Source organism: Paenibacillus sp. USDA918EY (genome assembly GCF_009870825.1).
Taxonomy (GTDB): Bacteria; Bacillota; Bacilli; order Paenibacillales; family Paenibacillaceae; genus Paenibacillus_AQ; species Paenibacillus_AQ albilobatus.
In genome coordinates, this window is the sequence record NZ_WTWY01000023.1 from 33,397 (window position 1) to 56,075 (window position 22,679).

General features: G+C 54.6%; 19 protein-coding genes and 1 riboswitch. Of the genes, 14 read left to right on the forward strand and 5 right to left on the reverse strand.

Annotation, left to right across the window (positions count from 1 at the left end; genetic code table 11):
* The first annotated feature begins 23 nt into the window (after positions 1–23).
* The 8 genes from GQY55_RS28115 (at position 24) to GQY55_RS28150 (ending at position 10,647) form a co-directional block, all read left to right on the forward strand.
* On the forward strand, positions 24–515 hold the full coding sequence (locus tag GQY55_RS28115) for a hypothetical protein (RefSeq protein ID WP_160045235.1): 492 nt from the start codon (positions 24–26) through the stop codon (positions 513–515).
* Positions 516–1,338: 823 nt separating this feature from the next.
* Positions 1,339–2,595: a histidine--tRNA ligase gene (gene hisS, locus GQY55_RS28120; protein WP_160045236.1), complete on the forward strand. Its 1,257-nt coding sequence runs from the start codon at positions 1,339–1,341 to the stop codon at positions 2,593–2,595.
* 32 nt (positions 2,596–2,627) lie between these two features.
* A complete protein-coding gene (aspS, locus tag GQY55_RS28125) occupies positions 2,628–4,415 on the forward strand; it encodes an aspartate--tRNA ligase (protein ID WP_160045237.1) in 1,788 nt (595 codons plus the stop codon).
* Between the two features lie 23 nt (positions 4,416–4,438).
* Positions 4,439–5,194: a tRNA threonylcarbamoyladenosine dehydratase gene (locus GQY55_RS28130; protein WP_160045238.1), complete on the forward strand. Its 756-nt coding sequence runs from the start codon at positions 4,439–4,441 to the stop codon at positions 5,192–5,194.
* A 481-nt stretch (positions 5,195–5,675) separates the two neighbouring features.
* A complete protein-coding gene (locus tag GQY55_RS28135) occupies positions 5,676–6,635 on the forward strand; it encodes a 3'-5' exoribonuclease YhaM family protein (protein ID WP_160045239.1) in 960 nt (319 codons plus the stop codon).
* 23 nt (positions 6,636–6,658) lie between these two features.
* On the forward strand, positions 6,659–7,447 hold the full coding sequence (locus tag GQY55_RS28140; RefSeq protein ID WP_160045240.1) for an endonuclease/exonuclease/phosphatase family protein: 789 nt from the start codon (positions 6,659–6,661) through the stop codon (positions 7,445–7,447).
* Between the two features lie 370 nt (positions 7,448–7,817).
* Positions 7,818–8,648, forward strand: a complete 831-nt coding sequence (gene rpoD, locus GQY55_RS28145; RefSeq protein ID WP_236575932.1) for an RNA polymerase sigma factor RpoD — start codon at positions 7,818–7,820, stop codon at positions 8,646–8,648.
* A 463-nt stretch (positions 8,649–9,111) separates the two neighbouring features.
* The gene (locus tag GQY55_RS28150; RefSeq protein ID WP_160045242.1) at positions 9,112–10,647 is read left to right on the forward strand and encodes an ABC-F family ATP-binding cassette domain-containing protein; all 1,536 of its coding nucleotides are present in this window, start codon (positions 9,112–9,114) and stop codon (positions 10,645–10,647) included.
* A 167-nt stretch (positions 10,648–10,814) separates the two neighbouring features.
* Here GQY55_RS28150 and GQY55_RS28155 read toward each other — a convergent pair whose 3' ends face one another.
* From GQY55_RS28155 to GQY55_RS28175, 5 genes are all read right to left on the reverse strand, one after another.
* A complete protein-coding gene (locus GQY55_RS28155) occupies positions 10,815–11,651 on the reverse strand; it encodes an energy-coupling factor transporter transmembrane component T family protein (protein ID WP_160045243.1) in 837 nt (278 codons plus the stop codon).
* Positions 11,645–12,430, reverse strand: coding sequence for an energy-coupling factor ABC transporter ATP-binding protein (locus GQY55_RS28160; RefSeq protein WP_160045244.1), 786 nt, complete (start codon positions 12,428–12,430; stop codon positions 11,645–11,647). Before GQY55_RS28160 ends, GQY55_RS28155 begins: the two co-directional genes overlap by 7 nt.
* A 111-nt stretch (positions 12,431–12,541) precedes the next feature.
* Complete coding sequence (locus GQY55_RS28165) at positions 12,542–13,438, reverse strand: ABC transporter ATP-binding protein (protein WP_160045245.1); 897 nt, start codon at positions 13,436–13,438, stop codon at positions 12,542–12,544.
* Positions 13,438–14,031, reverse strand: a complete 594-nt coding sequence (locus GQY55_RS28170; RefSeq protein WP_160045246.1) for an ECF transporter S component — start codon at positions 14,029–14,031, stop codon at positions 13,438–13,440. The genes GQY55_RS28165 and GQY55_RS28170 overlap by 1 nt, the downstream gene beginning before the upstream one ends.
* Complete coding sequence (locus tag GQY55_RS28175) at positions 14,028–14,648, reverse strand: YkoF family thiamine/hydroxymethylpyrimidine-binding protein (protein ID WP_442953648.1); 621 nt, start codon at positions 14,646–14,648, stop codon at positions 14,028–14,030. The genes GQY55_RS28170 and GQY55_RS28175 overlap by 4 nt, the downstream gene beginning before the upstream one ends.
* Positions 14,649–14,794: 146 nt before the next feature.
* A riboswitch (TPP riboswitch) is annotated at positions 14,795–14,911 on the reverse strand.
* Positions 14,912–15,210: 299 nt separating this feature from the next.
* On the opposite strand from GQY55_RS28175, the gene GQY55_RS28180 reads away from it, so the two are divergent.
* The 6 genes from GQY55_RS28180 (at position 15,211) to GQY55_RS28205 (ending at position 22,480) form a co-directional block, all read left to right on the forward strand.
* Entirely contained in the window at positions 15,211–17,376 is a 2,166-nt protein-coding gene (locus tag GQY55_RS28180; protein ID WP_160045248.1) for a HelD family protein, read from the forward strand.
* A 154-nt stretch (positions 17,377–17,530) separates the two neighbouring features.
* Positions 17,531–18,445, forward strand: a complete 915-nt coding sequence (locus GQY55_RS28185) for an SDR family oxidoreductase (protein ID WP_160045280.1) — start codon at positions 17,531–17,533, stop codon at positions 18,443–18,445.
* 48 nt (positions 18,446–18,493) lie between these two features.
* Positions 18,494–19,111 (forward strand): TetR/AcrR family transcriptional regulator, encoded by a 618-nt coding sequence (locus GQY55_RS28190; RefSeq protein WP_160045249.1) that lies wholly within the window; start codon positions 18,494–18,496, stop codon positions 19,109–19,111.
* 287 nt (positions 19,112–19,398) lie between these two features.
* Positions 19,399–19,701: a CD3324 family protein gene (locus GQY55_RS28195; RefSeq protein WP_160045250.1), complete on the forward strand. Its 303-nt coding sequence runs from the start codon at positions 19,399–19,401 to the stop codon at positions 19,699–19,701.
* 313 nt (positions 19,702–20,014) lie between these two features.
* Positions 20,015–21,556, forward strand: a complete 1,542-nt coding sequence (locus tag GQY55_RS28200; RefSeq protein WP_160045251.1) for a PucR family transcriptional regulator — start codon at positions 20,015–20,017, stop codon at positions 21,554–21,556.
* A gap of 276 nt (positions 21,557–21,832) precedes the next feature.
* The gene (locus tag GQY55_RS28205; RefSeq protein WP_160045252.1) at positions 21,833–22,480 is read left to right on the forward strand and encodes an aspartate/glutamate racemase family protein; all 648 of its coding nucleotides are present in this window, start codon (positions 21,833–21,835) and stop codon (positions 22,478–22,480) included.
* The last annotated feature ends 199 nt before the right edge of the window (positions 22,481–22,679 follow it).

Here is a 22,679-nt window from a genome sequence, read left to right on the forward strand (position 1 = left end):
CCGCAAATAAGGAGGTAACGATCATGCCGAAACAAATTCAAGCTTATTTCAAAACGGAAGACGACGCCGAACAAGCGAAAACAAAATTGATCGGCATTCAGGCCGAGCATTTGGAGGTTGGCAGGCTCGGAACGGCGCTGGAAGGGAACCGCCACATTCTGCTGCCGATCGCGCCGGTGGGAATGACGGGGAGCGGCACAACGACGGGAGCATCCGCTGCGGCCGGCGTTTCCGGTGTCGCCTATACGCCTCCCGTTGTCGTCTCGCCTGACGATGATGACCCCAACGGCGTTTCTTCGGAAGGAAATCACCCAGCGGAGGAACACGCATGGGGGGACAGGCAGGACGAAGTCGAACCACTGTTCGATCCCTATGCGGATCGATACGATGATCTTGAATACGTTCTATCCTGCAAAGTACGGGACAAGGACTACGCGGATGTCGTCAACACGCTGCGCAACAACGGCGGTTACGTCGAAATATTCGAAGACGGGGAAGACCGGGCCGAGATCTAAGCTTTATGCAAGGCATCTGCTCAAGGATCTCAGTGGGGTCACATGGGATATCGTGCCGAACGAGCTTTTTTGAAACGGTTTCCTGTTTGTAATATAACTGTAATATAAGCTTCATCTTCCCTTAATATAGCCTGTTTATAATAACAGCATGACCCCCTTTTTTAATATAAAACTTTTGGACCTACAATCCGTATTGTAGGTTTTTCTTTTGTCTGCCACTTGACTTTAGTGAAGCGGTTCATTACAATCTAAAAATAATCCAAAATCGATTCGATGACGGGACCAAGTAGTCCGTGCCCCACCATGTCAGAGAGGAATCCCTTAGGCTGGAAGGATTCTATGGATGACCGGATGAATGACTTCCCCGAGAACAGGCGTCGAACGCGGAAAGGGATTTTGTATGAAACCGATCCCTGTCAGTAGACGTGCTGCGCGTAAACGGGCGTTAAACGTATGAGCGGATTCGCGATCCATGCGGGTCCGGAATGTGGGTGGCACCACGGGAGATTGAACAAGCACAATCCCTCGTCCCTGATTGCTTATTTGAAGCAGCAGGGCGGGGGATTTTTTGGCATACCCGTTTGCTTGAGCCTATGCTTTGATAAGCGAAGCTTTTATGGAGGATTTTGCAAAAATCCAAGGAGCGGCTTTCAATCAGCAATATATTGAGCGAAACGGTTTCGTTCGTCTGTATATTGTACCCGGGAGCGGCTGGAATCGAATTTTTGCAAAAACCTGAATACAGAAAAAGAACGAAAATACGTATATTTTGCAGATCGCAGCCTTTGGGCATTTGCGAAATACGCGAGCAGGAGGAAAAACGATGGCTTACCAAAAACCGACAGGCACCCAGGATTTTTTGCCTGGAATCGTGGAAAAATGGCAGTTCGTCGAGGAAAAGGCCCGGGATTTGTGCCGGCGATTTAATTACCGGGAAATCCGCACGCCGCTGTTCGAGCAGACCGAGCTGTTTGAACGCGGAGTCGGCGAAACGACGGACATCGTCGAAAAAGAAATGTACACCTTCAAGGACAAAGGCGACCGCAGCATGACGCTCCGTCCGGAAGGCACGGCGGGCGTCGTCCGTTCTTATGTGGAGAACAAGCTCTATGGAGAACCGGATGTGAGCAAGCTGTATTACATCGGGCCGATGTTCCGTTACGAACGTCCGCAGGCCGGCCGTTACCGCCAGTTCCACCAGTTCGGCGTCGAAGCTTTCGGCGCGGTCGATCCGGCGATCGATGCGGAAGTCGTGTCGCTTGGTTACCAGTTCTGCAAAGAGCTGGGGCTGCAGGGCGTGAAGGTGGAGATCAACTCCGTCGGCAATCCGGCGAGCCGCGCGGCCTACCGCGAGAAGCTGCTTGCGTTCCTCACCCCGATGAAGGACAGCTTGTGCAAGGACTGCCAATCGCGGATGGAACGGAATCCGATGCGCGTGCTGGACTGCAAGGTCGATCAGGAGAAATTCGTGAACGCGCCTTCGATCCTCGACAGCCTGGACGAGGAATGCACGACCCACTTCGAGCAGGTCAAACGGTATTTGAGCGATATGGACGTCGATTTCGTCGTGAATCACCGCCTGGTGCGCGGCCTTGATTATTACACGCATACGGCGTTCGAATATAAAGCGCAAGGCATCGGCGCGATCGATACGATCGGCGGCGGCGGCCGCTATAACGGCTTGGTCGGCGAAGTCGGCGGGCCGGATCAGCCGGGGATCGGGCTTGGGCTCGGGCTCGAGCGGATATTGCTCATCCTCGAGAAACAGGAAATCGAGCTGAATGCCGTCAAACCGCTGGACGTTTATTTCATCGCCCTCGGCGAAGCGGCGGACCGCGAAATTACGAAGCTGCTGTACCTTGCCCGCAAGGAAGGGTTATCGGCCGAACGCGATTATTTGGGAAGAAAAATGAAAGCCCAAATGAAGTCCGCGGACCGTTTTAACGCCAAAATCACGGCGATCCTCGGGGATGACGAGCTGGAGCGGGGAGAAATCGCGCTCAAGTTGATGGCCACCGGCGAGCAGCAGACGGTGAAGCTGGACGAACTGGTTGCGAAATTAAAGGAATTAGCCGAATAGGCATACCACATAAAAAAAGGAGTTTGAGAAACATGCATAGGACTCATCAATGCGGAAGCCTGACGACAGGCCATATCGGAGAAACCGTCACACTAAACGGCTGGGTGCAGACCCGCCGCGACCTTGGGGGCGTCTTGTTTATCGACCTGCGCGACCGCAGCGGCATCGTGCAAATCGTATTCAACCCGGCCTATTCCGGAGAAGCGCTGGCGATTGCCGACAAAGTGCGCAGCGAATACGTGCTGGCGGTTACGGGCAAAGTCGTCAAACGCGATCCGGAAACGATCAATCCGAACCTTGCCACAGGGGAAATTGAAGTTCAAATTACCGAGATTGAAGTACTGAATGCGGCCAAAACGCCTCCGTTTTTCATCGAAGACGGCGTGGAAGTCGACGAGTCGCTTCGTCTGAAATACCGTTACTTGGACCTGCGCCGCCCGGAAATGCAGAAAACGCTGCTGCTCCGCTCCAAAGCCTCGAAGATTTTCCGCGACTTCCTGGACGGCGAGGGCTTTATCGAAGTGGAAACGCCGATCCTGACGAAAAGCTCTCCGGAAGGCGCGCGCGACTATCTCGTGCCAAGCCGGGTGCATGACGGCGAGTTCTTCGCTTTGCCGCAATCCCCTCAGCAGTATAAGCAGCTTCTGATGGTGGGCGGCATCGAACGTTATTTCCAAATCGCCCGCTGCTTCCGGGACGAAGACCTCCGCGCCGACCGTCAGCCGGAATTTACGCAGGTCGACATTGAGACCTCCTTTATGAACCAGGACGAGCTGCTGGGCATGATGGAGAAGCTGATGGCCCGTCTGTTCAAGGAAACGATTAACGTCGACGTTCCGCTGCCTTTCCAGCGCCTGACGTATGCCGAAGCCATGGACAAATACGGCTCCGACAAACCGGACCTGCGTTTCGGACTCGAATTGATTCAAGTCAGCGATCTGGTTGCATCGAGCGGCGTCAAAGTGTTTGCTTCGGTGATCGAAAAAGGCGGAGAGGTTAAAGTGCTCAACGCCAAGGGCTGCGGCACGTGGAGCCGCAAGGAAATCGACGATTTGGGTCCGTTCGCGGCCCGTTACGGCGCCAAAGGATTGGCTTGGATTCAAGTGAAGGAAGGCGAATTCAAAGGGCCGATCGTGAAATTCTTTACGCCTGAAGAGATCGAAGCGCTGAGAGAGCGCACCGGAGCCGAGGAAGGCGACCTGCTGCTCTTCTCCGCCGACACCAAAAAGGTCGTGGCCGATGTGCTTGGCGCGCTTCGCCTGAAGATCGGCAAACAGCTCGGCCTGATCGACGAAAATGAATTCAAATTCGCCTGGGTGGTCGACTTCCCGCTGCTCGAGTGGGATGAAGAGGAGAAACGTTATGTCGCTCTGCATCATCCGTTCACCCGTCCGCGCGAGGAAGACCAGCATCTGTTCGAAACCGATCCCGGTCAGATTCTTGCCCAGGCTTACGATATCGTGCTGAACGGTTATGAAGTCGGCGGCGGTTCCATGCGGATCTACAAACGCGACATGCAGGAAAAAATGTTTGCGGCCCTCGGCTTGTCGCCTGAGGAAGCGAAGGACAAATTCGGTCACCTGCTGGACGCCTTCGAATACGGCACGCCTCCGCATGGCGGCATCGCGTTTGGACTTGACCGTCTCGTGATGCTACTGGCCGGACGCAGCAACCTGCGCGAGACGATCGCCTTCCCGAAAACGGCAAGCGCCACCGATCTGCTTATGGATGCGCCGTCGCCGGTCGACCAAGCGCAGCTTGAACAGCTTCATATCAAGCTGGTGAAGAAGCCGGGAGAAGAAAAGAAAGTTCATGCTTAAGTTAAGGGAGGCCTTCTGACGATATGCTAAACCAATTTTCACGTACGGAACTGGCCATAGGACCGGAAGGTCTGGAAGCGATGAAAAACAGCACCGTTGCCGTCCTCGGCATTGGCGGCGTGGGCTCCATTGCGGCGGAAGCCCTCGCCCGCACGGGCGTCGGCAAGCTGATCCTCATCGATAAGGATGTCGTGGACATTACCAACATCAACCGGCAAATCCATGCGCTCACGACGACCATCGGACAGAAAAAAACCGAACTGATGGTGGAGCGGATCAAGCAGATCAACCCCGAATGCGAAGCGATCGCGCTGAACATGTTTTATACCGAAGAAACGTACGAAGAGCTTTTTAAATACGACCTGGATTATGTGCTTGATGCCTCCGACACCGTATCGTACAAAATCCATTTGATCAAGGAATGTCTGAAACGCAAAATTCCGATCATCTCCAGCATGGGCGCGGCCAACAAAATGGACCCGAGCCGCTTTCAGGTGGCGGACATTTCCAAAACGACGGTCGACCCGATCGCGCGCGTCATCCGGACCAAACTCCGCAAGGAAGGCATCAAAAAAGGCGTGAAGGTCGTATTTTCGACCGAAGAGCCGATGAAGCCGCGGGTAGACGTGACGGAGAAGATCGTTCCCGAAAACGCGCCGGAAATCCGCAAAGCGAAGCAGCCGCCTGCCAGCAATGCGTTTGTTCCTCCGGTGGCGGGGCTGATCATGGTTAGCGTGGCCGTAAAGGATCTGCTCAAAAAAGCCGGGATCGAGGTTTAAAGAAAATCCCTCCCGCGAGGTAAAATGTGGTACAATCAAAAGGCGTGAAAAGTCGAGCAAAAACGACAATCACGCCTTTTTGTTTCAAACCTGGAACAGGATAAAGGAACTTGTTCGCGGGTTTTACCCTGGCACGGGGATCGCCGCCGGCGGCCCGATCGTGCTAAACATGACGGAGATGGATTTGTCGAAAACATAAGCGAAGCGTTCCCGGCCTTTCTGATCATGGTGATGATTCCTTTCACATACAGTATTGTGGATGGCATTCGGTTTTATCATCTATCCGACCGTTAAACCGCCAGGGGAAAAGCGAGGGACGTTTCTTTCGGTATAATATATGATCGCCGCTTAGTTGTCGTAAGCTTTGCGGTGCAAGTCCTGCCGAAGCCGGAAGCCATGGAACGCATAGGGCCGCTTGCTTCCGGCAGGCGGTTCCTTGCTTTCAAAAGCGTTGAACGAGATTTGGGGGAGGAGATGCCATATGACGCTTATACAATCATTTACAGAAGGACAGGAAGTTACGGGGTATTATCTATTGAAAACCGCGATGGTCAAGCAAACGAATTCCACGCCGCCCAAAGATTATTTGGATCTGATCCTTGCGGACGCCAGCGGAGAGATTTCCGCCAAATTTTGGGACGCCTCGGCGACGGACAAGGAAACCTTTTTTGCTCCCATGCTCGTCAAGGTGAGAGGGGTCGTTCAGCTGTATCGCGATCGGCTTCAATTCAAGGTAAACAAAATCCGGCCGGCAACCGATGAAGACGGCTACAACATTACCGATTTTGTAAGGTCGGCGCCGGTTCCGCCCAATGATCTCGTCTACACGATCAAAACCGCGGCGTATACGATCCAGGATACCGAGATTCAGATGATCATCGACCACTGCCTGAACAAAATCGGGGACAAACTGATGCATTATCCGGCCGCCAAAGGCATGCACCACGCGTTTTACGCCGGGTTGGCCTATCATATCGTGCGGATGTTGGAGCTAGCCGAGTTCATCTGCAGGCAGCGGCCTTTCCTTAACCGGGATTTGCTTGTAGCAGGGATCATCCTGCATGACATCGCCAAAACGGAAGAACTGACGGCGGAATTGGGCATCGTCAGCGAATACAGCTTCACCGGAAAGCTGCTCGGGCATATTCCGCTTGCCGCAAGCTGGGTGTCGGAGGCGGCGATTGCGATCGGCGTCGACGTCAGTTCGGAAAAAATCGTGCTGTTGCAGCATATGATTTTGTCGCACCACAATTTGCCGGAATGGGGCAGCACCGTGCAGCCGCAAATTCCCGAAGCGCTTGCGCTGCATCTGATCGACCAAATGGATGCCAAGCTGCAGGCGGCGGAGGACGCCATCGCGACGATGCCGGCGACGGAGGATTGGACCGCGCCGGTTCGGGCGCTGGAGAACAAATCGTTTTATCGGGCCAAAGGAAACTAAAAACGGAAGAGGGGAGCTTTCCGATGAAAGCAGCGGGCTTTTCGGACGGAACCGCCAAGGAGGTTTATACTGCGAAAGGGAACATAAAGCCGGTTCTGCGGGTATTGACTTACAACATTCATCATGGAGAAGGGATGGACGGCGTTCTGGATTTGGAACGGATTGCCGGCGTGATCCGAAGCGCCCGTCCCGATCTCGTAGCGCTGCAGGAGGTGGATCGGCATCTGTCCCGAAGCGGCGGCGCGGATCAGGCGGCGGAGCTGGGCAGGCTTACGGGCATGCATCACCGATTCGCGCAGGCGATTGCTTTTGACGGAGGCGAATACGGCATTGCGATTCTTTCCAAATTTCCGTTTGAATCGGTTCATGCGATGATGCTGCCAAACGAACCCGGCGGCGAACAGCGCGTCATGCTCGCAGCAAAGCTGGCATTAGGTCATGGGCTCCCGTCCGTCGTGTTTGCGGACACCCATCTGGAATGGCAGGAAGACGTTCAGCTGGCCGAACGAATCCGGTGGGCCCAGGCGGACCGTATCCGGGAATATCTTAAGGACAAAACGCCGTTCATTCTGGCGGGGGATATGAACGCGCTGCCGGATTCCGGGCCGATCCGGACGTGGACGGAAACGATGATGGACGACGCAACGGCTCACATCGGGCCGACCCATCCGGTGGATGGAAAAATCGACTATATCCTGTTTGATAAACAGAGCGGGTGGAGGCTGGCGACATCGGAGGCCATCCCGGAGAATACCGCCTCGGATCATGTTCCGGTTCTGGCTGTTTTGGAATGGGACCCTCAATCGGAGTAACAAGGCAGTAAAAAACCGAAACGGGCTCTTGCGGAAAAGAGCCCCGTTTCGGTTATATGAAAAAAAAGTATGTTGATTTGCGTTATTTTTTTGAAACATGTTGCATATGACAAGCGTATATGATACTATATAGTGTACCCTTAAATTGATATTATATAGTCATTCATATTTTAGCATATTTTATTGTGTTCGTCAATATTAATTTGAGGGCGGCAGCAATGAGGGATGCATGATGGTGTCGAAATGATCTTTGAAGGGGGAGGGCGTACGTATGGCAAACGAGGAACATGAATTAGAGACAAATCATGCCGATACGAACGATCAGGAGCACGCCGTCACTTTTGCTGATGCAGAGCTTCTGCCGACGGGAATGAAAAATGACGACTCGGTGCGCATGTATTTGAAGGGAATCGGCCGGGTCGGCTTGCTCAGTGCGGAGGATGAAGTGAATTTGGCGAAACGCGTCGCAGCCGGCGACGAAGAAGCCAAAAAAATGATGGTCGAGGCCAATCTCCGGCTTGTCGTCAGCATCGCAAGGAGATATGCGGGACGGGGAATGCAGCTGCTTGATTTGATCCAGGAAGGGAATATGGGACTCATCAAAGCGGTGGATAAGTTCGATTACACAAAAGGCTTCAAATTCAGCACCTATGCGACGTGGTGGATCCGGCAAGCGATTACGCGCGCCATTGCCGACCAAGGCAGAACGATCCGCATTCCGGTTCATATGATCGAAACGATCAATAAATTTACGCGCATTTCGAGACAGCTGGTTCAGGAATTGGGGCGCGAGCCCGAAGAGGAAGAAATCGCGCGCGCCATGGAACTGAGCGTGGAGAAGGTTCGGGAAATCATGAAAATCTCCCAGGAGCCGGTATCGCTCGAGACGCCGATCGGGGACGAAAACGATTCGAAGCTCGGCGATTTTATCGAAGATCATGACGCGTTGGCTCCCGTCGATTCCGCTGCGCATAAATTTTTGAAGGAGCAGCTCGGCGACGTGCTGGATACGCTCACGGAACGCGAGGAAAACGTGCTTCGCCTCAGATTCGGGCTGGAGGACGGACGGACGCGGACCCTGGAAGAGGTAGGCCAAGTCTTCGGCGTTACCCGCGAACGGATTCGCCAAATCGAAGCGAAGGCGCTGCGGAAGCTGAGACACCCCAGCCGAAGCAAGCGGTTAAAGGATTATATCGATTAAGCGGGAATTTCCGGGCCCGCCAAGGCTAACGCCCATCGGGGTTGACAACCGGAATGAAGCATCATTATAATCTTGAAATAGCGAAGGTTTTGCGCAGGTCAACTTTTTATCCCGCCCAAACCGCCGCAATGATTCCAAATTGACGATATGAGGTGGAAAGGTATGGAAAGATCAACTGTTCTTGTAAGAGATTTGGCTTAAGACGGGAGAAGTCTGCCCTTTTTTAACAAGCCATCTCGAGAACAGTTGATATGATCCGAATCCTTTCTTACTCTGATATAGAAATTACGGGTAAGGTGTATTCGCCTTACCCGTTTTTTTTCGCCAAAGTGAAGGGACGGACAGTTTTGACAATCAAAAACTTCCGTTAAGCGCGCAGGAGCGCCGCTTGCAAATTTCATACCGCTGTTTCTCCGGATGGCTTTCGCTTGAATCCAACGAAACCAAAAGGAGAGAAAAAACGATGAGTATATTAAATGTCGAAGGATTAACGCATATGTACGGCGATCAGACGACGTTCAGGGACGTCCATTTCCGCTTGCTTTCCGGGGAGCATGCCGGCTTGGTCGGTCCCAACGGCGCGGGCAAATCCACCTTGTTCCGTCTGCTTACCGGCAGCTTGCTGCCGGATGCGGGAACCATCGCATGGTCGCCGCAGGTGCGGGTCGGATTTTTGGAGCAGCATATCGAATTGCAGGCGGGGACGACGATACGCCAATATTTGGAGCGGGCGTTTTCGCGGCTGTTCGACATGGAAAAGGAAATGAACGCGATCGCCGAGCGTTTTGCGGATCCGGGCGAGGATCTGGACGCGCTGCTGCGGAAATACGGAGAACTTCAGGCGCTATTAGAGCATCACGATTTTTACCAGGTATCCTCGAAAATCGAAGACATCGCTGCGGGTCTCGGCATTACGGAGTTGGGGCTTGAAAGGGATGTCGGCACGCTCAGCGGCGGGCAGAAAACAAAACTGCTCCTGGCCAAGCTGCTGCTCGAAGAACCACAGGTGCTGCTGCTGGATGAGCCGACCAACTATTTGGATCAGGTTCATATCGAATGGCTGACAGCGTATCTGAAACGTTATCCGCATGCTTACATCGTGGTTTCCCATGATGAACATTTCCTGAATGAAATCACGACGGTCATTTTCCATCTGGCGCATCAAAATATAAAGCGTTACGCAGGCAACTACCGGCAGTTCCAAAAGGAGCTTGCGCTCGGGCAAGCGCAGCAGCAGATCGCTTACGAGAAACAGAGCAAAGAGATCGAAAGGCTGGAGGCTTTTATCGACAAAAACCGGATCCGCAAAGCGAAGCAGGCCAAAAGCCGTGAAAAAATGCTGGGCAGAATCGTCCGGGTCGAAAAGCCGGTGGAAGGGCCCGCGCCGCGTTTTGCGTTTTCCGTCCCGTCCGCGACGGCAGGTACCGACATCGTTGAAACAAGAGATTTGAAAGTAGGTTATGGCAGCCCTCTGTTCAAACCGGTTTCGCTGAAGGTCCGCAAAGGCGATAAAATCGCGATCGTCGGCGAAAACGGGGCGGGCAAATCCACGCTCGTCAATACGCTGCTCGGACAGCTCCGGCCGCTTGGCGGAGAATTGTTGGCATCCGAAAAGGTTAAAACGGCTTACTACCGGCAGGAGGATACAGCGCCGGAGGAAACGCCGATGGAAAAGGTGTGGGCGCTGCGGCCGGACTTGACGCAAAAGGAGATCCGCAAGGTGCTTGCGATGTCCGGCTTGACGGCGGAACATATCCGCAAGCCGATCCGCACGCTCAGCGGCGGCGAACAAGCCAAGGTACGGCTGGCCGAGCTGATGTTGTCGCCCAGCCACCTGCTTGTCCTGGATGAGCCGACGAACCATTTGGACGTCCGGGCGAAAGAGGCGCTAAAAAAAGGATTGATGGATTACGAAGGCACGGTTTTGCTCGTCTCCCACGAGCCGGCCTTTTATGCAGATTGGGTGACGGATGTGTGGAAGGTGGCGGAATGGAGATAAGCCTTTCCGGGCAGAGATGGAAGGCCGGCGTTCTCTGCGCCGGCTGCAATGCTTTAATAGAACGTTGGAATGGCAAAAGCTGTCCTTTTTGGGACAGCTTTTTTTCGGATGGACGGATAAAGGCAGCTTTTTGCTTTCTAGAACACGCGATTCCGATGACGGAAAAATCAAAGCTCGCCGTTATACCACCGCAGCGTCCCGAGAGCGTAAGAAAGCCCGTATCCGATTGCCACGATGGCAAGCATGAGCGCCATAAACACGCCGTCCTTCCAGGTAACCGGGACCCGGGTATAAAAATCGCGGCGGCCCGATCCGGTAAACCCTCTCGATATCATCGCCACCGCCGTCCTCTCCGATTTGCGGATCGCTCCCGCCAGCAGCGGAATGCCGTAACGCTTCAAAGCCTGCAGCAGCGAGCGGGGCGTCCGGCGGATCCGTCCGGCCCCCCTTACGCGGTGCGCTTTTTGCATAATAGACAATTCCTCGCGGAACAATGGCAAAAACCGAAAGCCGGCCAAAATGCCGTACGCCAGCTTGGGCGGCAGCTTGCATTGCTGCATCAGGCTGAGCATCAGCTTGACCGGGTCGGTCGTCAACATAAAAAGCAGCGACAGCGCAGAAAACAGCAGCGCCCGCAGGCTGAGCGAAAGCGCGATCCAGCATGCTTCCTGAGTCACCCGGACCGCTCCGACCGACCACAGCAGCTCGGAATCCGGACCTATAGGCTCGCGCGGAAACAAGGCTGCCGTCCAGAAGCAGCCGAACGCCAAAATGAGAAACGGGGAAAAAAGCAGCAGCCATCTTTTCCACGGGATGTTCCCGAACAGCCAGGTCACAAGCACCGTCAGCGCCAAAGCCGCGGCGACGGTTACCGGATCGAAGGCCAGCGACAGCGGCAGCACGCACAGGATGACGGTCAACCCTTTCATGGCCGGATTCAGATGCTCGAGTTGGAGGAACGAACGCTTGGGGGAGCCGATTTTGCCGCTTTGTACATTCAGCATGCCCGTTCCCCCTCCAGTGCCTGCAGCATTTGTGCGGCGATCGGCGGGATCAGGCCGCGTTCTTTCAGGAACTGCTCGGGGCTCGACCAGAGCGAACCCGGGGGCCCGTCGTAATCAACGGAACCGTTGTTGATGACGACGACGCGGTCGGCGTATTCCTGGACGAATTCCATGTCATGCGTGATGACGACGACGGCCAGCCCCATGTCGGCGCGGGCGCGCAAGCCGGACATCAGCTCTTTAGCCGCATAAGCGTCCTGACCGTAGGTCGGCTCGTCGCAAAGCAAAATTTGCCGCTCGTCGGACATCATGGCAGCCACGCTCAGGCGCCGCTTCTGGCCTTGGCTGAGCGAGAATGGGCTATACCTCTCCCGTCCCTCGAGGCGAAATTGCGCCAGAAGGCTGCGAACCCGGTTATCGACTTCCGTTTCGCTGAAGTGCTGCAAACGAAGGGAATATGCCAGCTCGTCATATACCGTGTCCGTCACGAATTGATGCTCGGGATGTTGGAAAATGCAGCCGATCTTTCGGCGAAGCTCCGCTTCCTTCCAGGCTGTCAGCGGTTTGCCGTGAAGCGAGACGCTGCCGGAGGAAGGCATCAGCAGTCCGGACAGCAAAGCCATCAGCGTCGATTTTCCGGCGCCGTTGCGGCCCGCCACCGCAAGCAGTTCCCCTGCGCGGACGGAAAAGGACGCCTCTTGAACGATCACGCGTCCGCCCCGGGAGAAGGACACTTTTTCCGCACGCAGCGGGACCGGATCGCCCAAACCGGCATTCACCGGGTTCGGTGGGGCTCCCGGAATGTCCTGTTCCGACGACCTGCGATCTTGGCGAAGCTTTTCTTTGAGCAGGCGGATCGCCGCGTTTTGGACGGGAGCCGGGTATCGGGTCTACCGCCGAATGAGATCGCGGATTGAAAGCGGCGGCGGGGCTGAACCAGCCTCCGGTGGATCGCCGCCTTCCGTCATGCCGGCAGAGCGGGAAAGCTCCCGGTGAAGCCCGACGGCCCGGGGCAGCCAAATGCCGGCGCTTTCGGCTTCGGCATCCCGGCTTTCAAAAAAATGCCCCGGATCCCCTTCATATTGAACGGTTCCTTGATGATCCATGACGACAAGCCGGTCGACATATTCCATCCACGGATCCAGATGATGTTCGATCAGCAGCGTCGTCACGGGCAGCAGCCGGCGGATGGCATGGATCCGCTCGGCAAGCTGCCGCGCCGAAGCCGGATCGAGATTGGAGGTGGGCTCATCCAGAAGGAGCACCTTCGGCCGCAGGGCAAGCGCCGCCGCGATGGCGACGCGCTGCTTTTGTCCGCCGGAAAGTTCATGGATCAGCCGATCCCTGCAATCGCTCAGCTGAACAAGCCTTAACGCGTCGTCGATCCGTTCGCCGATTTCCTCCCGGGGACAAGAGACGTTTTCGAGGCAAAATGCAAGCTCCTGCTCGACCGTCAGCATGCAAAATTGACTGTCCGGGTCTTGAAAGACGATGCCGACGATTTGCGCCGTTTCTCCGGGATGTTCCCCGTCCAGCGTTTTCCCGAAAATCTTTACGCAGCCGGTGACCTCGCTTTCCACGGCATGCGGGTAAATCCCGTTAAGGCAGAGGGTAAGCGAGCTTTTTCCGCAGCCGCCCGGACCGAGAAGAAGCGTCAGTTCCCGTTCGTGCAGCGTCAGCGATACCGAGGACAGGACCGGTTCCGTTTGATCTTCGTCCAGTCTCAGGGATATGCGGTCGGCGACAAGCACCGGGCTGCGGTCCGGCTGCCGTTCCCCGGCGGCCATCACGAAACCTCCGCTTTGGATCCCAGCCGTCCCCGCGAGGTTTTGGCGATCGGAAAGCTGCGGAGCGCGCCCGTTTTTGCAAGGGCGTCCGCGATCCATTTGCCGAGAAGGCCTGCCAGCAGCGCGGCGCTGATGACGCGGGTGACGAACATGGCGAGCAGCAATCCCGGCGACAGCGCGGCAAACCCGGAATGAATGAATCCCCAGGCAAAGCTGAAGACGGCGGCGCCGGCACCCGCAGCCATCAGGGCCGGAGCGGAATAGCTGCGGTAACGAAGCGCCGCAAACACCGCTTCAGCGCCAAGCCCTTGAATGAATGCCGACAAAATCAGAACCGGGCCGGCGGTGTTGCCGATCAGGAGCTCAACGCATCCGGCTTCCGTTTCCGACAGAAGCGCGGCTCCCGGCCGCTGCAGTATGTAAGCCGAGATGACCGATACGATAAACCAGATCCCAAAAATGACTTCGTAACCCATCGGCCCCATAAAGCCGACCAGCACGTTGCCGACCTGCAGGAAAAGTACGTACACGACGGCAAAAACGACGGACAGCGAACTCAGCACGATGATGTCGCGCAGCTTCCAGTTTTTCATCGGGCCATCGCCTCCCCGGCCGATTTCCGCACGGGTTTCGGCGAAGGGCTGTTGCACGACAAGGTTGCGGTCATCACCAGATGGGACACTTCGTCCGCAGCCTTGGCGAAGACCTGCTCCAATGTGCGGAAGACGTCGTTTGCGCTTCCGTCCAGACGGCTTGCGTAATGAACGCTGCCGGAGAAGGTGCCGAGACTTTTGGCGGCCTCGACCGCATCCGCAATCATGCCCATGTATCCCGGGGCGTTCAGCGGGTAAAGGGCAAACTGTGCCGCGGTGTCGACGCCAGGCGGCGGTTCGTTCAACCGGACGTCATCCTCGGACATGTAAACGTCCCCGCTGGAATCCCCGGGGCAGCCGATCGAAAACGTGCCGCTGAACACGACGTGCTCGCCGCTTGCCGCCGCATGGGCGAAGATCGCATGCACAACGTCGAAGACCTGGGACATCCGTCCGCGGACGCAGGTGCTGACATCATCCGTCAGCATCCAAACTTTGGACGTATTCGTTTTTTTCAAGGCGTCTTCAATGATCGATACAAAATCGCCGCTCAGCGGGTAGATCGAAAAGCGGCAGCCCGCGATGCGGCTCGTTCCGCAAACCCATTTTTCACTCACCATTTTCGTTTCCTCCTTGTACGAACGCTGATACATATTCGAACTTTCTGCCGGCCGGCGCACAAAAAAACCGCACCCGAAAGAGTGCAGCTCACCGGACGGCTTGAAGGCCCGCTTCAGACGTTGCGAAAGAAGGGCTTCATGGCTGTCGTTTCACCGCACTTCCCCACGCTAGTATGACCTAGATCGGGTGTGAAGGGTTAACGTTCGAGCATGCATTCGCTACTTGTCTCTCAGCCAAAAAGGCACCCCTAGTGCTATCTTTCCGTATGCAGTTTTTTGCTGGTTCCCATTATACCGCTTCGAACAAGATTGTAAAGACCCGAATGTTTTTTCTGATGCAGCCGTTTTCAATCGCGGCTATGGAGAATGCGCCTTCATTGTGATATACTGAAAATCCTTTCTAAGCGGGCTTATGGCTCACGACTAAGCATCGGCTTACCAGGGCAGGGTAGTTCTGCAGCGCTCGGCCGCATCGGGCACGAGTTGCATGCGAATGCTGCAGGAACGGCTCCCGTACGGCTTTTTGGCTGACGGAAGAACTTTTAGGAGGTAACTGAAATTGGAGCAAACTTTTCAAAGTGCCTATCAAGAGGAAGAGCGAAGGCTGAATGCAACGATAGCGGAAATTGACAGGCAGCTGAAACGGCTGCGGGCGATCCCGGTGTATACCGGACATGATTTCACTGAACAGGTGCTCGAGGCCGGACGCGAGGAAAAAAGGCAATCTTTGGCCAAAAGCCTGGCTGCCCCTTATTTCGGCCGGCTTGACTTTCAGGAAACAAACGATGCGGAGCCTAAGCCGCTGTATATCGGCAAAATCGGCGTCGACCACGCGGAGGTCGGGGATCAGCCGATGGTGATCGATTGGCGGGCGCCGATTGCCAGCGTGTTTTATTCCTTCACGGGCGGCGACGAACCGGCTGCGTACGAAGCCCCCGAAGGAACGATCGAAGGGCTGGTGTATTTGAAGCGCAACCTCGTCATCCGGAAGCAGATTTTGGAACGGGTATCCGATACCTATGACCGGAACAGCGACCAGCCGGCGGTGTCGGACGAATTTCTGGTTTACCGGCTCGGCGAAAACAAGGACAACAAGCTGCGCGACATCGTCTCGACCATCCAGGCGGAACAGGACAAAATCATCCGCGCGGCCCGAAATACGGCGCTGATCATCCAAGGGGTCGCGGGAAGCGGAAAAACGACCGTGGCGCTGCACCGTCTCGCGTATTTGCTGTACCAGTACAAAGAGCAGGTCGCGGCTGAAAAAATGATCATTTTTGCGCCGAACCTTATGTTTCTCGATTACATATCCGACGTGCTGCCCGAGCTTGGGGTCGGCGACATCCAGCAGAGCACGTTTGCGGATTGGGCCATGCGGCTGCTCGGCATTGATTTGCCGCTTGCCGATCCTTCCGAGACGTTGTCCTACTGGTTCGAGTCTGCCGACGGGATGCCGGAAGTGACGGACGAAGTTCCCGGGCGGTTCAAAGGTTCGATCCGGTTCATGGAGATGATCCGCGCCTGCATCGAGGTTATGGAGGATGCGTCGGTGCCCGAAGCGGATTTTATGCCATGGGAAGGCGCCGTGCTTTCGCGCGCCACCATTCTCCATTGGTTCAACGATGAATACAAGCCGTATCCTTTGGCGAAGCGGAAAGAGCGGGTGATGGCAAGAATCCACCGCTGGGTCGAGATGGAGCTGAAAAAATCGCCATCCGCCGCCGCGCTGAAAGAACGGAAGAAAAAAGCATCCCAACGCGAAAAATCCTATGCTTCCAAATGGCCGAAATACGAGCCGGTCGTGTTGTACAAGCAAATGTTCAAGGCGCTGAAGCTGCAGGCCGGCTGGCCCGAAGAGCTGCTGGCCGGGATTCCGGACGGCGTCATGAAATCGACGCAAAAGGATTTGAAAAAGGACGTTCTTCGCGAAGAAGATCTGCCCGCCCTTCTGTACATTCATTATCTGCTTAACGACATTACGGGGGAGCAGCGGTTCGATCACATCGTCATCGACGAAGCGCAGGATTTTTCGCCTTTCCAGGTCGCGGTTCTCGATCTGTTCGTCAAGGGGCATTCCTTTACGATTCTCGGTGACTTGTCCCAAGGTATCCATGCGTATCGCGGCGTTCACGGCTGGGACGAAATGAGGTCATGGTTCAAGCCGGAGGACACGGCGTATTTCGCTTTGACGCGCAGCTACCGGTCGACGATGGAAATCATCGAATTCGCCAACCGCATCCTCGAGCAAGGCGTAAACAGCGAGCTGCTGGCGGTGCCGGTGTTCCGCAGCGGGAACCCGGTGCGTTTGATTGCTTACGGAAGCGGCGGCGGCGGGCGTCTGAATGATTTGCGCGCAGGGCTGCAAAAGCTTTCTTCAGGCGAATACCGCACGGTGGCCGTATTGACCCGAACGCTGAAGGACGCGAAGGAGCTGTACGAACGGCTGAAGCCGGATCTGCCCGAGCTTCATTTGATCGACGGCGGTGATCAGGCATACGAGGGGGGACTTTCCGTCCTGCCCGTCTACCTCTCGAAAGGGCTTGAGTTCGATGCGGTCATCTTGGCGGATGCAGACAGCGAGCGCTACGGCGCTTCGTCATGGGACGCCAAGCTGCTGTACGTGGGCTGTACCCGCGCGCTGCATGAACTGTGGCTGATGCACGGAGGACCGCTGCCGGATTATTTGCAAAACATGCATGAAGACATTGCCGTTACAGGCTGGTAATCCTACGTTTTCGTAAGCGGAAACCGTCTCTTTTAAAAAGAGGCGGTTCTTTTTTTGAAAAGAATTGACAACAGGGAAAAAACGGAATATATTGATTTTAAAAATGAATGAACTATTCATTCATAAAAAACGGAGGGATTTGAACATGTTGAATATGCAAAAGGAAGCCGCTGCTTTGCCTTGGACGATTCGGGATAAATACGTGCTTATTACAGGCGCTACGAGCGGAATCGGATTGGCCGCAGCACGTGCGCTGGCACAGGACGGAGCAAAAATCGGAATCATAGCCAGGAACCGGAAAAAAGCTATCGAATGCGCCGAGCGGATTCGGCTGGAAAGCGGCGCAAGCCATGCTCAGATCGACATTTTTACCGCGGATATGGGATCGCTTCATTCCGTGCGGAAGGTTGCGAAAGATATACTTGAAAAATGCCCGCGCATCGATGTGCTCATCAATAACGCCGGCGCCTTTTACGACCGGAGATACTGGAGCGAAGACCATTTTGAAATGACATGGGCCGTCAATCATTTGGGGCCGTTTCTACTCACGACGCTTCTGCTGGATCGAATAAAGGAAAACGCGGAGGCACGGATTATTTTCACCTCTTCCCACGGTCATAAAATGGTCAAGGGAGGAATCGATTTTGAGGATTTGGATGGCAAACGGTTATATCACCCGTTCAGAAAATTTCTGGGAGGCGCCAATCTCCGCTACGGCGAAACCAAACTGGCGAATATCTTGGTTACGGTGGAGCTTGCGGATAAATTGAAGGGCACCGGTGTTAGTGTCAATTGCTTTGATCCGGGCCTTGTATCAACAAATTTCAACATGAATAACGGCAAACTCGCCAGAATGACGATGGCTTGCATGAAACCTTTCTCCCGAACGCCGGAAAAAGGGGCCGAAACGCTCGTATGGCTGGCGGAATCCGCCGAACTGGCCGGTCAAAGCGGCAACTATTATAAGGATTTAAAAGCAGGGTTTCCGTCCAAATCCGCCGTCGACCCGAAAAGCGCGGCCCGTCTGTGGGAAATCAGCGAGCGGCAGATTCGCAGCGTTTTGTCTTGAAGCCTGGTTCAAGCCGCCCTACAATAGAATTAACATGGATTAACATGAATGGAGTTGAAAACAGACGTGTCGCCATTAACCGATCAGCAGCTTGAGCGGATTCACGAGGAACGCAAATCGCAAATCAAACAAGCGGCGCTCAAGGTGTTTGCCCAGCACGGGATCGCCGGAACGAAAATAAGCTCCATCGCTGCCGCGGCAGGCATCAGCCAGGGACTCTCCTACAGGTATTTTAATTCGAAGGAAGAACTGTACACGGAGTTGGTGCGTGAAGCGCTGTATGAAGCCGATTCCGCGCTTGGACGGCTGCATGAATTTCCGGGCTCGCCCGCGGAACAAATCAGGGAATTGACGCGGATCATGCTTGATCCGGAGCATCGTTTGTATTTTCTGCTGATCCGGCAGGTGCAAATATCCGAAGATGCGCCTGATGCGGCGAAGATGCTTCTTGCGGAGCATCCCCCGGAAAAGACGATCGAAAATATCATCCCGATTTTTATCAAAGGGCAGCAGGAAGGAGAGTTTTACGAAGGGGATCCGGTAGAGCTTTTGCTCTGTTATTTTTCCGTCATTACAGGTTTGATGCTGCAGGAAAGCCCGGCCGATGAGGACTTTTGGAGCCGTCAGATCGACGTTCTGATGAGAATGGTAAAAAAATCCGGGTAAAAAACGTATATACTCATTTTTTCGCTTGAAGCGGAGCTCCAATTATGAGTTAATAAAGATGTCGGACGGCCGACAACTTCCTAAAGAAAGGAGCTGATGCAATTTTGATCACAAATAACGAGGTGGTTTCCGCCTAAAGCGGAAATCGCAAAGTTCAGGGGGGCCGGAACTGGCCTCCCTAATTACCTTTTTCATATATCCTACATAACAGAAAGGAGGGAACGATAAAATGTTCAACGCAAAAATCGCAAATCGGAGCCAACATCTGATGAAGGAGGACGTTTATCGTGAATTACCGAAACGGGAGGGATGTGCTTCCCCCTAGTTTGCTCAAAGAGCTTCAGAAGCACATTGAGGGTGAGCTGATCTACATTCCAAAAAGAAGCAGCGAGCGTGTCGGCTGGGGAGTCAACAGTGGCACCCGGCAGATGATCGAGCGCAGAAACGAGGAGATCTACAATCTCCACTGCAGCGGTCATTCGCTCGAATCTTTGACGAAAACCTTCCACTTGTCCGTGGAAAGCATCCGGAAGGTCATCTTTAAAAAACGCGCGGAGCATGGCGCGGAAAAAGTGCAGGTACGCCGTTGATCTCCGCTGGATCGATAGATAACCGCATATGGAACGAGGATTGGCGAAGTCCTTGTTTGCGAAAGGGTGTCCCCGATGGTTTTTTAGGAAACGGAGGGACTCCTTTTTTTTCATTTGCCGGACAGGATCCGAAAAAAATCGGACTTCCCGAATTGCCGCCGCGTGATTGCCTTCTTCTGGATATCGGCGGCGCTTCATGGCGGGAGAATCGCAAGGTGCGGTACAATGGAATGGCAAGGCCCAATCACACGGTCATGAGAGCTGCAGCAAGCCGCGAATACTTGATAACCGTGAACCGTGAGAGGTGAGATTTATGAATTTGAGAGGCTTGACCGTAAGGGAAATGCTCAATCTGCCTGTCATGAAAAACGCAAAGCTGATCAGCGGGGAGCAGGGGCTGGACCGGATCGTGCAGTACATCGATATTTGGGAGGTTCCCGATATCGGGAGCTGGCTGCGGGAAGGCGAAATGGTGCTTACGGCCGGTTATCCCGCACGGGATAATCCGTCCTTGCTCACCGAAATGATCGAACAGCTGGCCAATGTGAACGGAGCGGGGATTGCCATCAAACCCGAACGGTTTATTCCCCAAATTCCGCAGGAAATGATCGAGAAAAGCAATTTGTATCACATTCCGGTCATCCAACTGCCGCTGTCAGCGGCTTACATCGACATTACCTATAACGTCATGGAGCAAATTTTGAACAGGCAGGCTGTATTGCTGAAACGTTCCGAGGAGGTCAACAAAGCGCTGACCGGCCTCGTGTTGAACAACAAAGGCATTCAGGTGGTCGCGGACAGCGTTTCGAAGCTGATCGATTCGCCGATTTGGATCGTCGACAAAGGCGGCGCCGTACTCGCCTCGTCTCCGGAAGGCAATCCTTACGTCCCGTCGGGCAATCACCGTCAATGGGAAGTGAACGTCGACAATAAAATGCTCGGCAAATTCGTGGTGGAAAAGCGGGGGTTGGACGAGCTGGACCTGATGCTGATCGAGCAGGCGCGGCTCGTGTTTTCGCTGGAGCTGATGAGGGAAAAAATCGCCTTCGACACCGAAAGCAGGCTGCGGGGGACGTTTTTTGAAGAGCTGATTTTGAACCCGCCGGCGGACGAAAGGATCACCGCTTCAAAAGGACTGCAGCTCGGGCTTTCCCCGGATTGGCTATGGGAGGTTGCCGTTATTGAAGCGGACGAGCCGTTTTATAACGAGGATGCTCCCATCGCGGAAGCCATTCAATCCTATTTGTCGGAGGAATCCGCCGCCCGGAAGGTTCGCCCCCAGCTGCAAATCCATGGCGGGAAAATCGTGCTGTTTTTGCCTTCCGTACCGACTGCGGACACGGAAAAGCGGCCGGATAACAAAAGGAGACCGCTTCCCTGGAGCGAAGAGCTGCAGCGATGGCTGAAGCCGTGGGATACGGTGCGGGTCGGCATGGGCCGCCAGGCGCCGCTTTTTGAAGCGAATCGAAGCTACAACGAAGCAAGGACGGCCGTGTCGATCGGCTTCCGGCTGAATCAGAGGCGGCAGCTGTTTACGTACGCGGAGGTCGAAATGCTGCAAATGCTGCTGTATTCGTCCGATTCGGCTTGGCTGGGCAGGTTCGTCGACGAAAGGATCGGCAAGCTGGCCGAACACGACCAGGCAAACGGCACCAACTACGTCAGCACGCTTTACCACTATTTGGCGACGGGCGGCAGCCTGAACGAAACGTCGAACCGGATGTTTATCCATCGGAATTCGGTCAATTACCGCATCGACCGGATCAAATCGATGACGGGGCTCGACCTGAACAGCGCGCAAAGCCGATTTGAACTGTATTTGTGCTCGGCATATCAGTTATTGAAACGAGCCTAAACTTTTCGCCGGATGTAAGCTATCAAATAGTTCCTGTACTGCCAGTGCTTGACTGTTGCGAATCCGGACATCATTCTACGATCAAATATATCTGTTTATTCTTGGATAAAAAAACGCCTTCTTTGTGCTCCGGGCACAAGGAGGCGTTTTTAGTTTTGTTGGCCGGGTACATTGTTGCTTGGCGGGTAAAACAATTAAAATCTTACTTAATAAAAATTTTTGGGGATGGTAAATATCCTGACATCAACCTGAAGAGGGGCGAAAGGGTGATCGGCTTTGATAGGATTAATTCGCGTATTTACCGCAAATGATAATGAAGTGCTTCAATCGCATGGAAAAATTATCGAGGAGCAGCATGGTATTCCCATATTAAGCAAAAGCATCCCCGATCAGCCGCTAGGGATCTATGACGACGAATCGGAACGGATTGCCGTACCGAAAATCGTAGACCTCGGCGTTCAGATGGAACGCGAAGGATGCCGGGCGATCATTATTAGCTGCGCCGCAGATCCGGCCATCCGCGAGCTTCGAAGCCGCGTTTCGATTCCGGTCATCGGCGGGGGAAGCTCGGCAGCGCATGTGGCGCGCGCCCTGGGACTGCCTGTCGGCGTTATGGGCATCACCGAAGGCGTTCCGCCTGTGATGCGCGATATTTTAGGGGATCTGATCTCGGGTTACCTCCGTCCGGAAGGCGTCACAAACACGACGGACCTGCTGACGGAAGAAGGCCGCGGCAAAGCGCTGGAAGCGGCGAAAACGCTCATCGGGCAAGGGGCAAAAGCGATTGTATTCGCTTGCACGGGCTTGTCGACCATCGGGTTTGCCGAAACGCTCCGGAAGGAACTGAAAGTTCCGGTCATCGATACGGTAGAATCGGAAGGTTTCATGGCCGCGAACTATTATAAACAAGCCGGCGCGATTTGAAAAGGGCTTAACCCTACCTTGCAAACGTTACAAATTACCGTTCGGCCTTCGATTTGAATGTCGGCAGCATTTATTCTTCCTTTTTTTTCGGAAGAGAGCGCTCGTTAGATCCGTTTGAAAACGACTTACCCTCGACTTGAAAGCGGTCTGCAGAGTCGGGGGGCATGACGCGACGCAAGCCCTGCGGATTTCTAGCAAA

Excerpts from the sequence above, each read along its gene's own strand:
- GQY55_RS28150 (WP_160045242.1), top strand. The coding sequence starts at position 9,112 with ATGAGTATATTAAATGTCGAAGGATTAACGCATATGTACGGCGATCAG.
- GQY55_RS28190 (WP_160045249.1), top strand. The coding sequence starts at position 18,494 with ATGGAGTTGAAAACAGACGTGTCGCCATTAACCGATCAGCAGCTTGAG.
- GQY55_RS28140 (WP_160045240.1), top strand. The coding sequence starts at position 6,659 with ATGAAAGCAGCGGGCTTTTCGGACGGAACCGCCAAGGAGGTTTATACT.
- hisS (WP_160045236.1), top strand. The coding sequence starts at position 1,339 with ATGGCTTACCAAAAACCGACAGGCACCCAGGATTTTTTGCCTGGAATC.
- GQY55_RS28155 (WP_160045243.1), bottom strand. The coding sequence starts at position 11,651 with ATGCTGAATGTACAAAGCGGCAAAATCGGCTCCCCCAAGCGTTCGTTC.
- GQY55_RS28165 (WP_160045245.1), bottom strand. The coding sequence starts at position 13,438 with ATGGCCGCCGGGGAACGGCAGCCGGACCGCAGCCCGGTGCTTGTCGCC.
- GQY55_RS28130 (WP_160045238.1), top strand. The coding sequence starts at position 4,439 with ATGCTAAACCAATTTTCACGTACGGAACTGGCCATAGGACCGGAAGGT.
- GQY55_RS28115 (WP_160045235.1), top strand. The coding sequence starts at position 24 with ATGCCGAAACAAATTCAAGCTTATTTCAAAACGGAAGACGACGCCGAA.
- rpoD (WP_236575932.1), top strand. The coding sequence starts at position 7,818 with ATGAAAAATGACGACTCGGTGCGCATGTATTTGAAGGGAATCGGCCGG.
- aspS (WP_160045237.1), top strand. The coding sequence starts at position 2,628 with ATGCATAGGACTCATCAATGCGGAAGCCTGACGACAGGCCATATCGGA.
- GQY55_RS28200 (WP_160045251.1), top strand. The coding sequence starts at position 20,015 with ATGAATTTGAGAGGCTTGACCGTAAGGGAAATGCTCAATCTGCCTGTC.
- GQY55_RS28185 (WP_160045280.1), top strand. The coding sequence starts at position 17,531 with ATGCAAAAGGAAGCCGCTGCTTTGCCTTGGACGATTCGGGATAAATAC.
- GQY55_RS28170 (WP_160045246.1), bottom strand. The coding sequence starts at position 14,031 with ATGAAAAACTGGAAGCTGCGCGACATCATCGTGCTGAGTTCGCTGTCC.
- GQY55_RS28135 (WP_160045239.1), top strand. The coding sequence starts at position 5,676 with ATGACGCTTATACAATCATTTACAGAAGGACAGGAAGTTACGGGGTAT.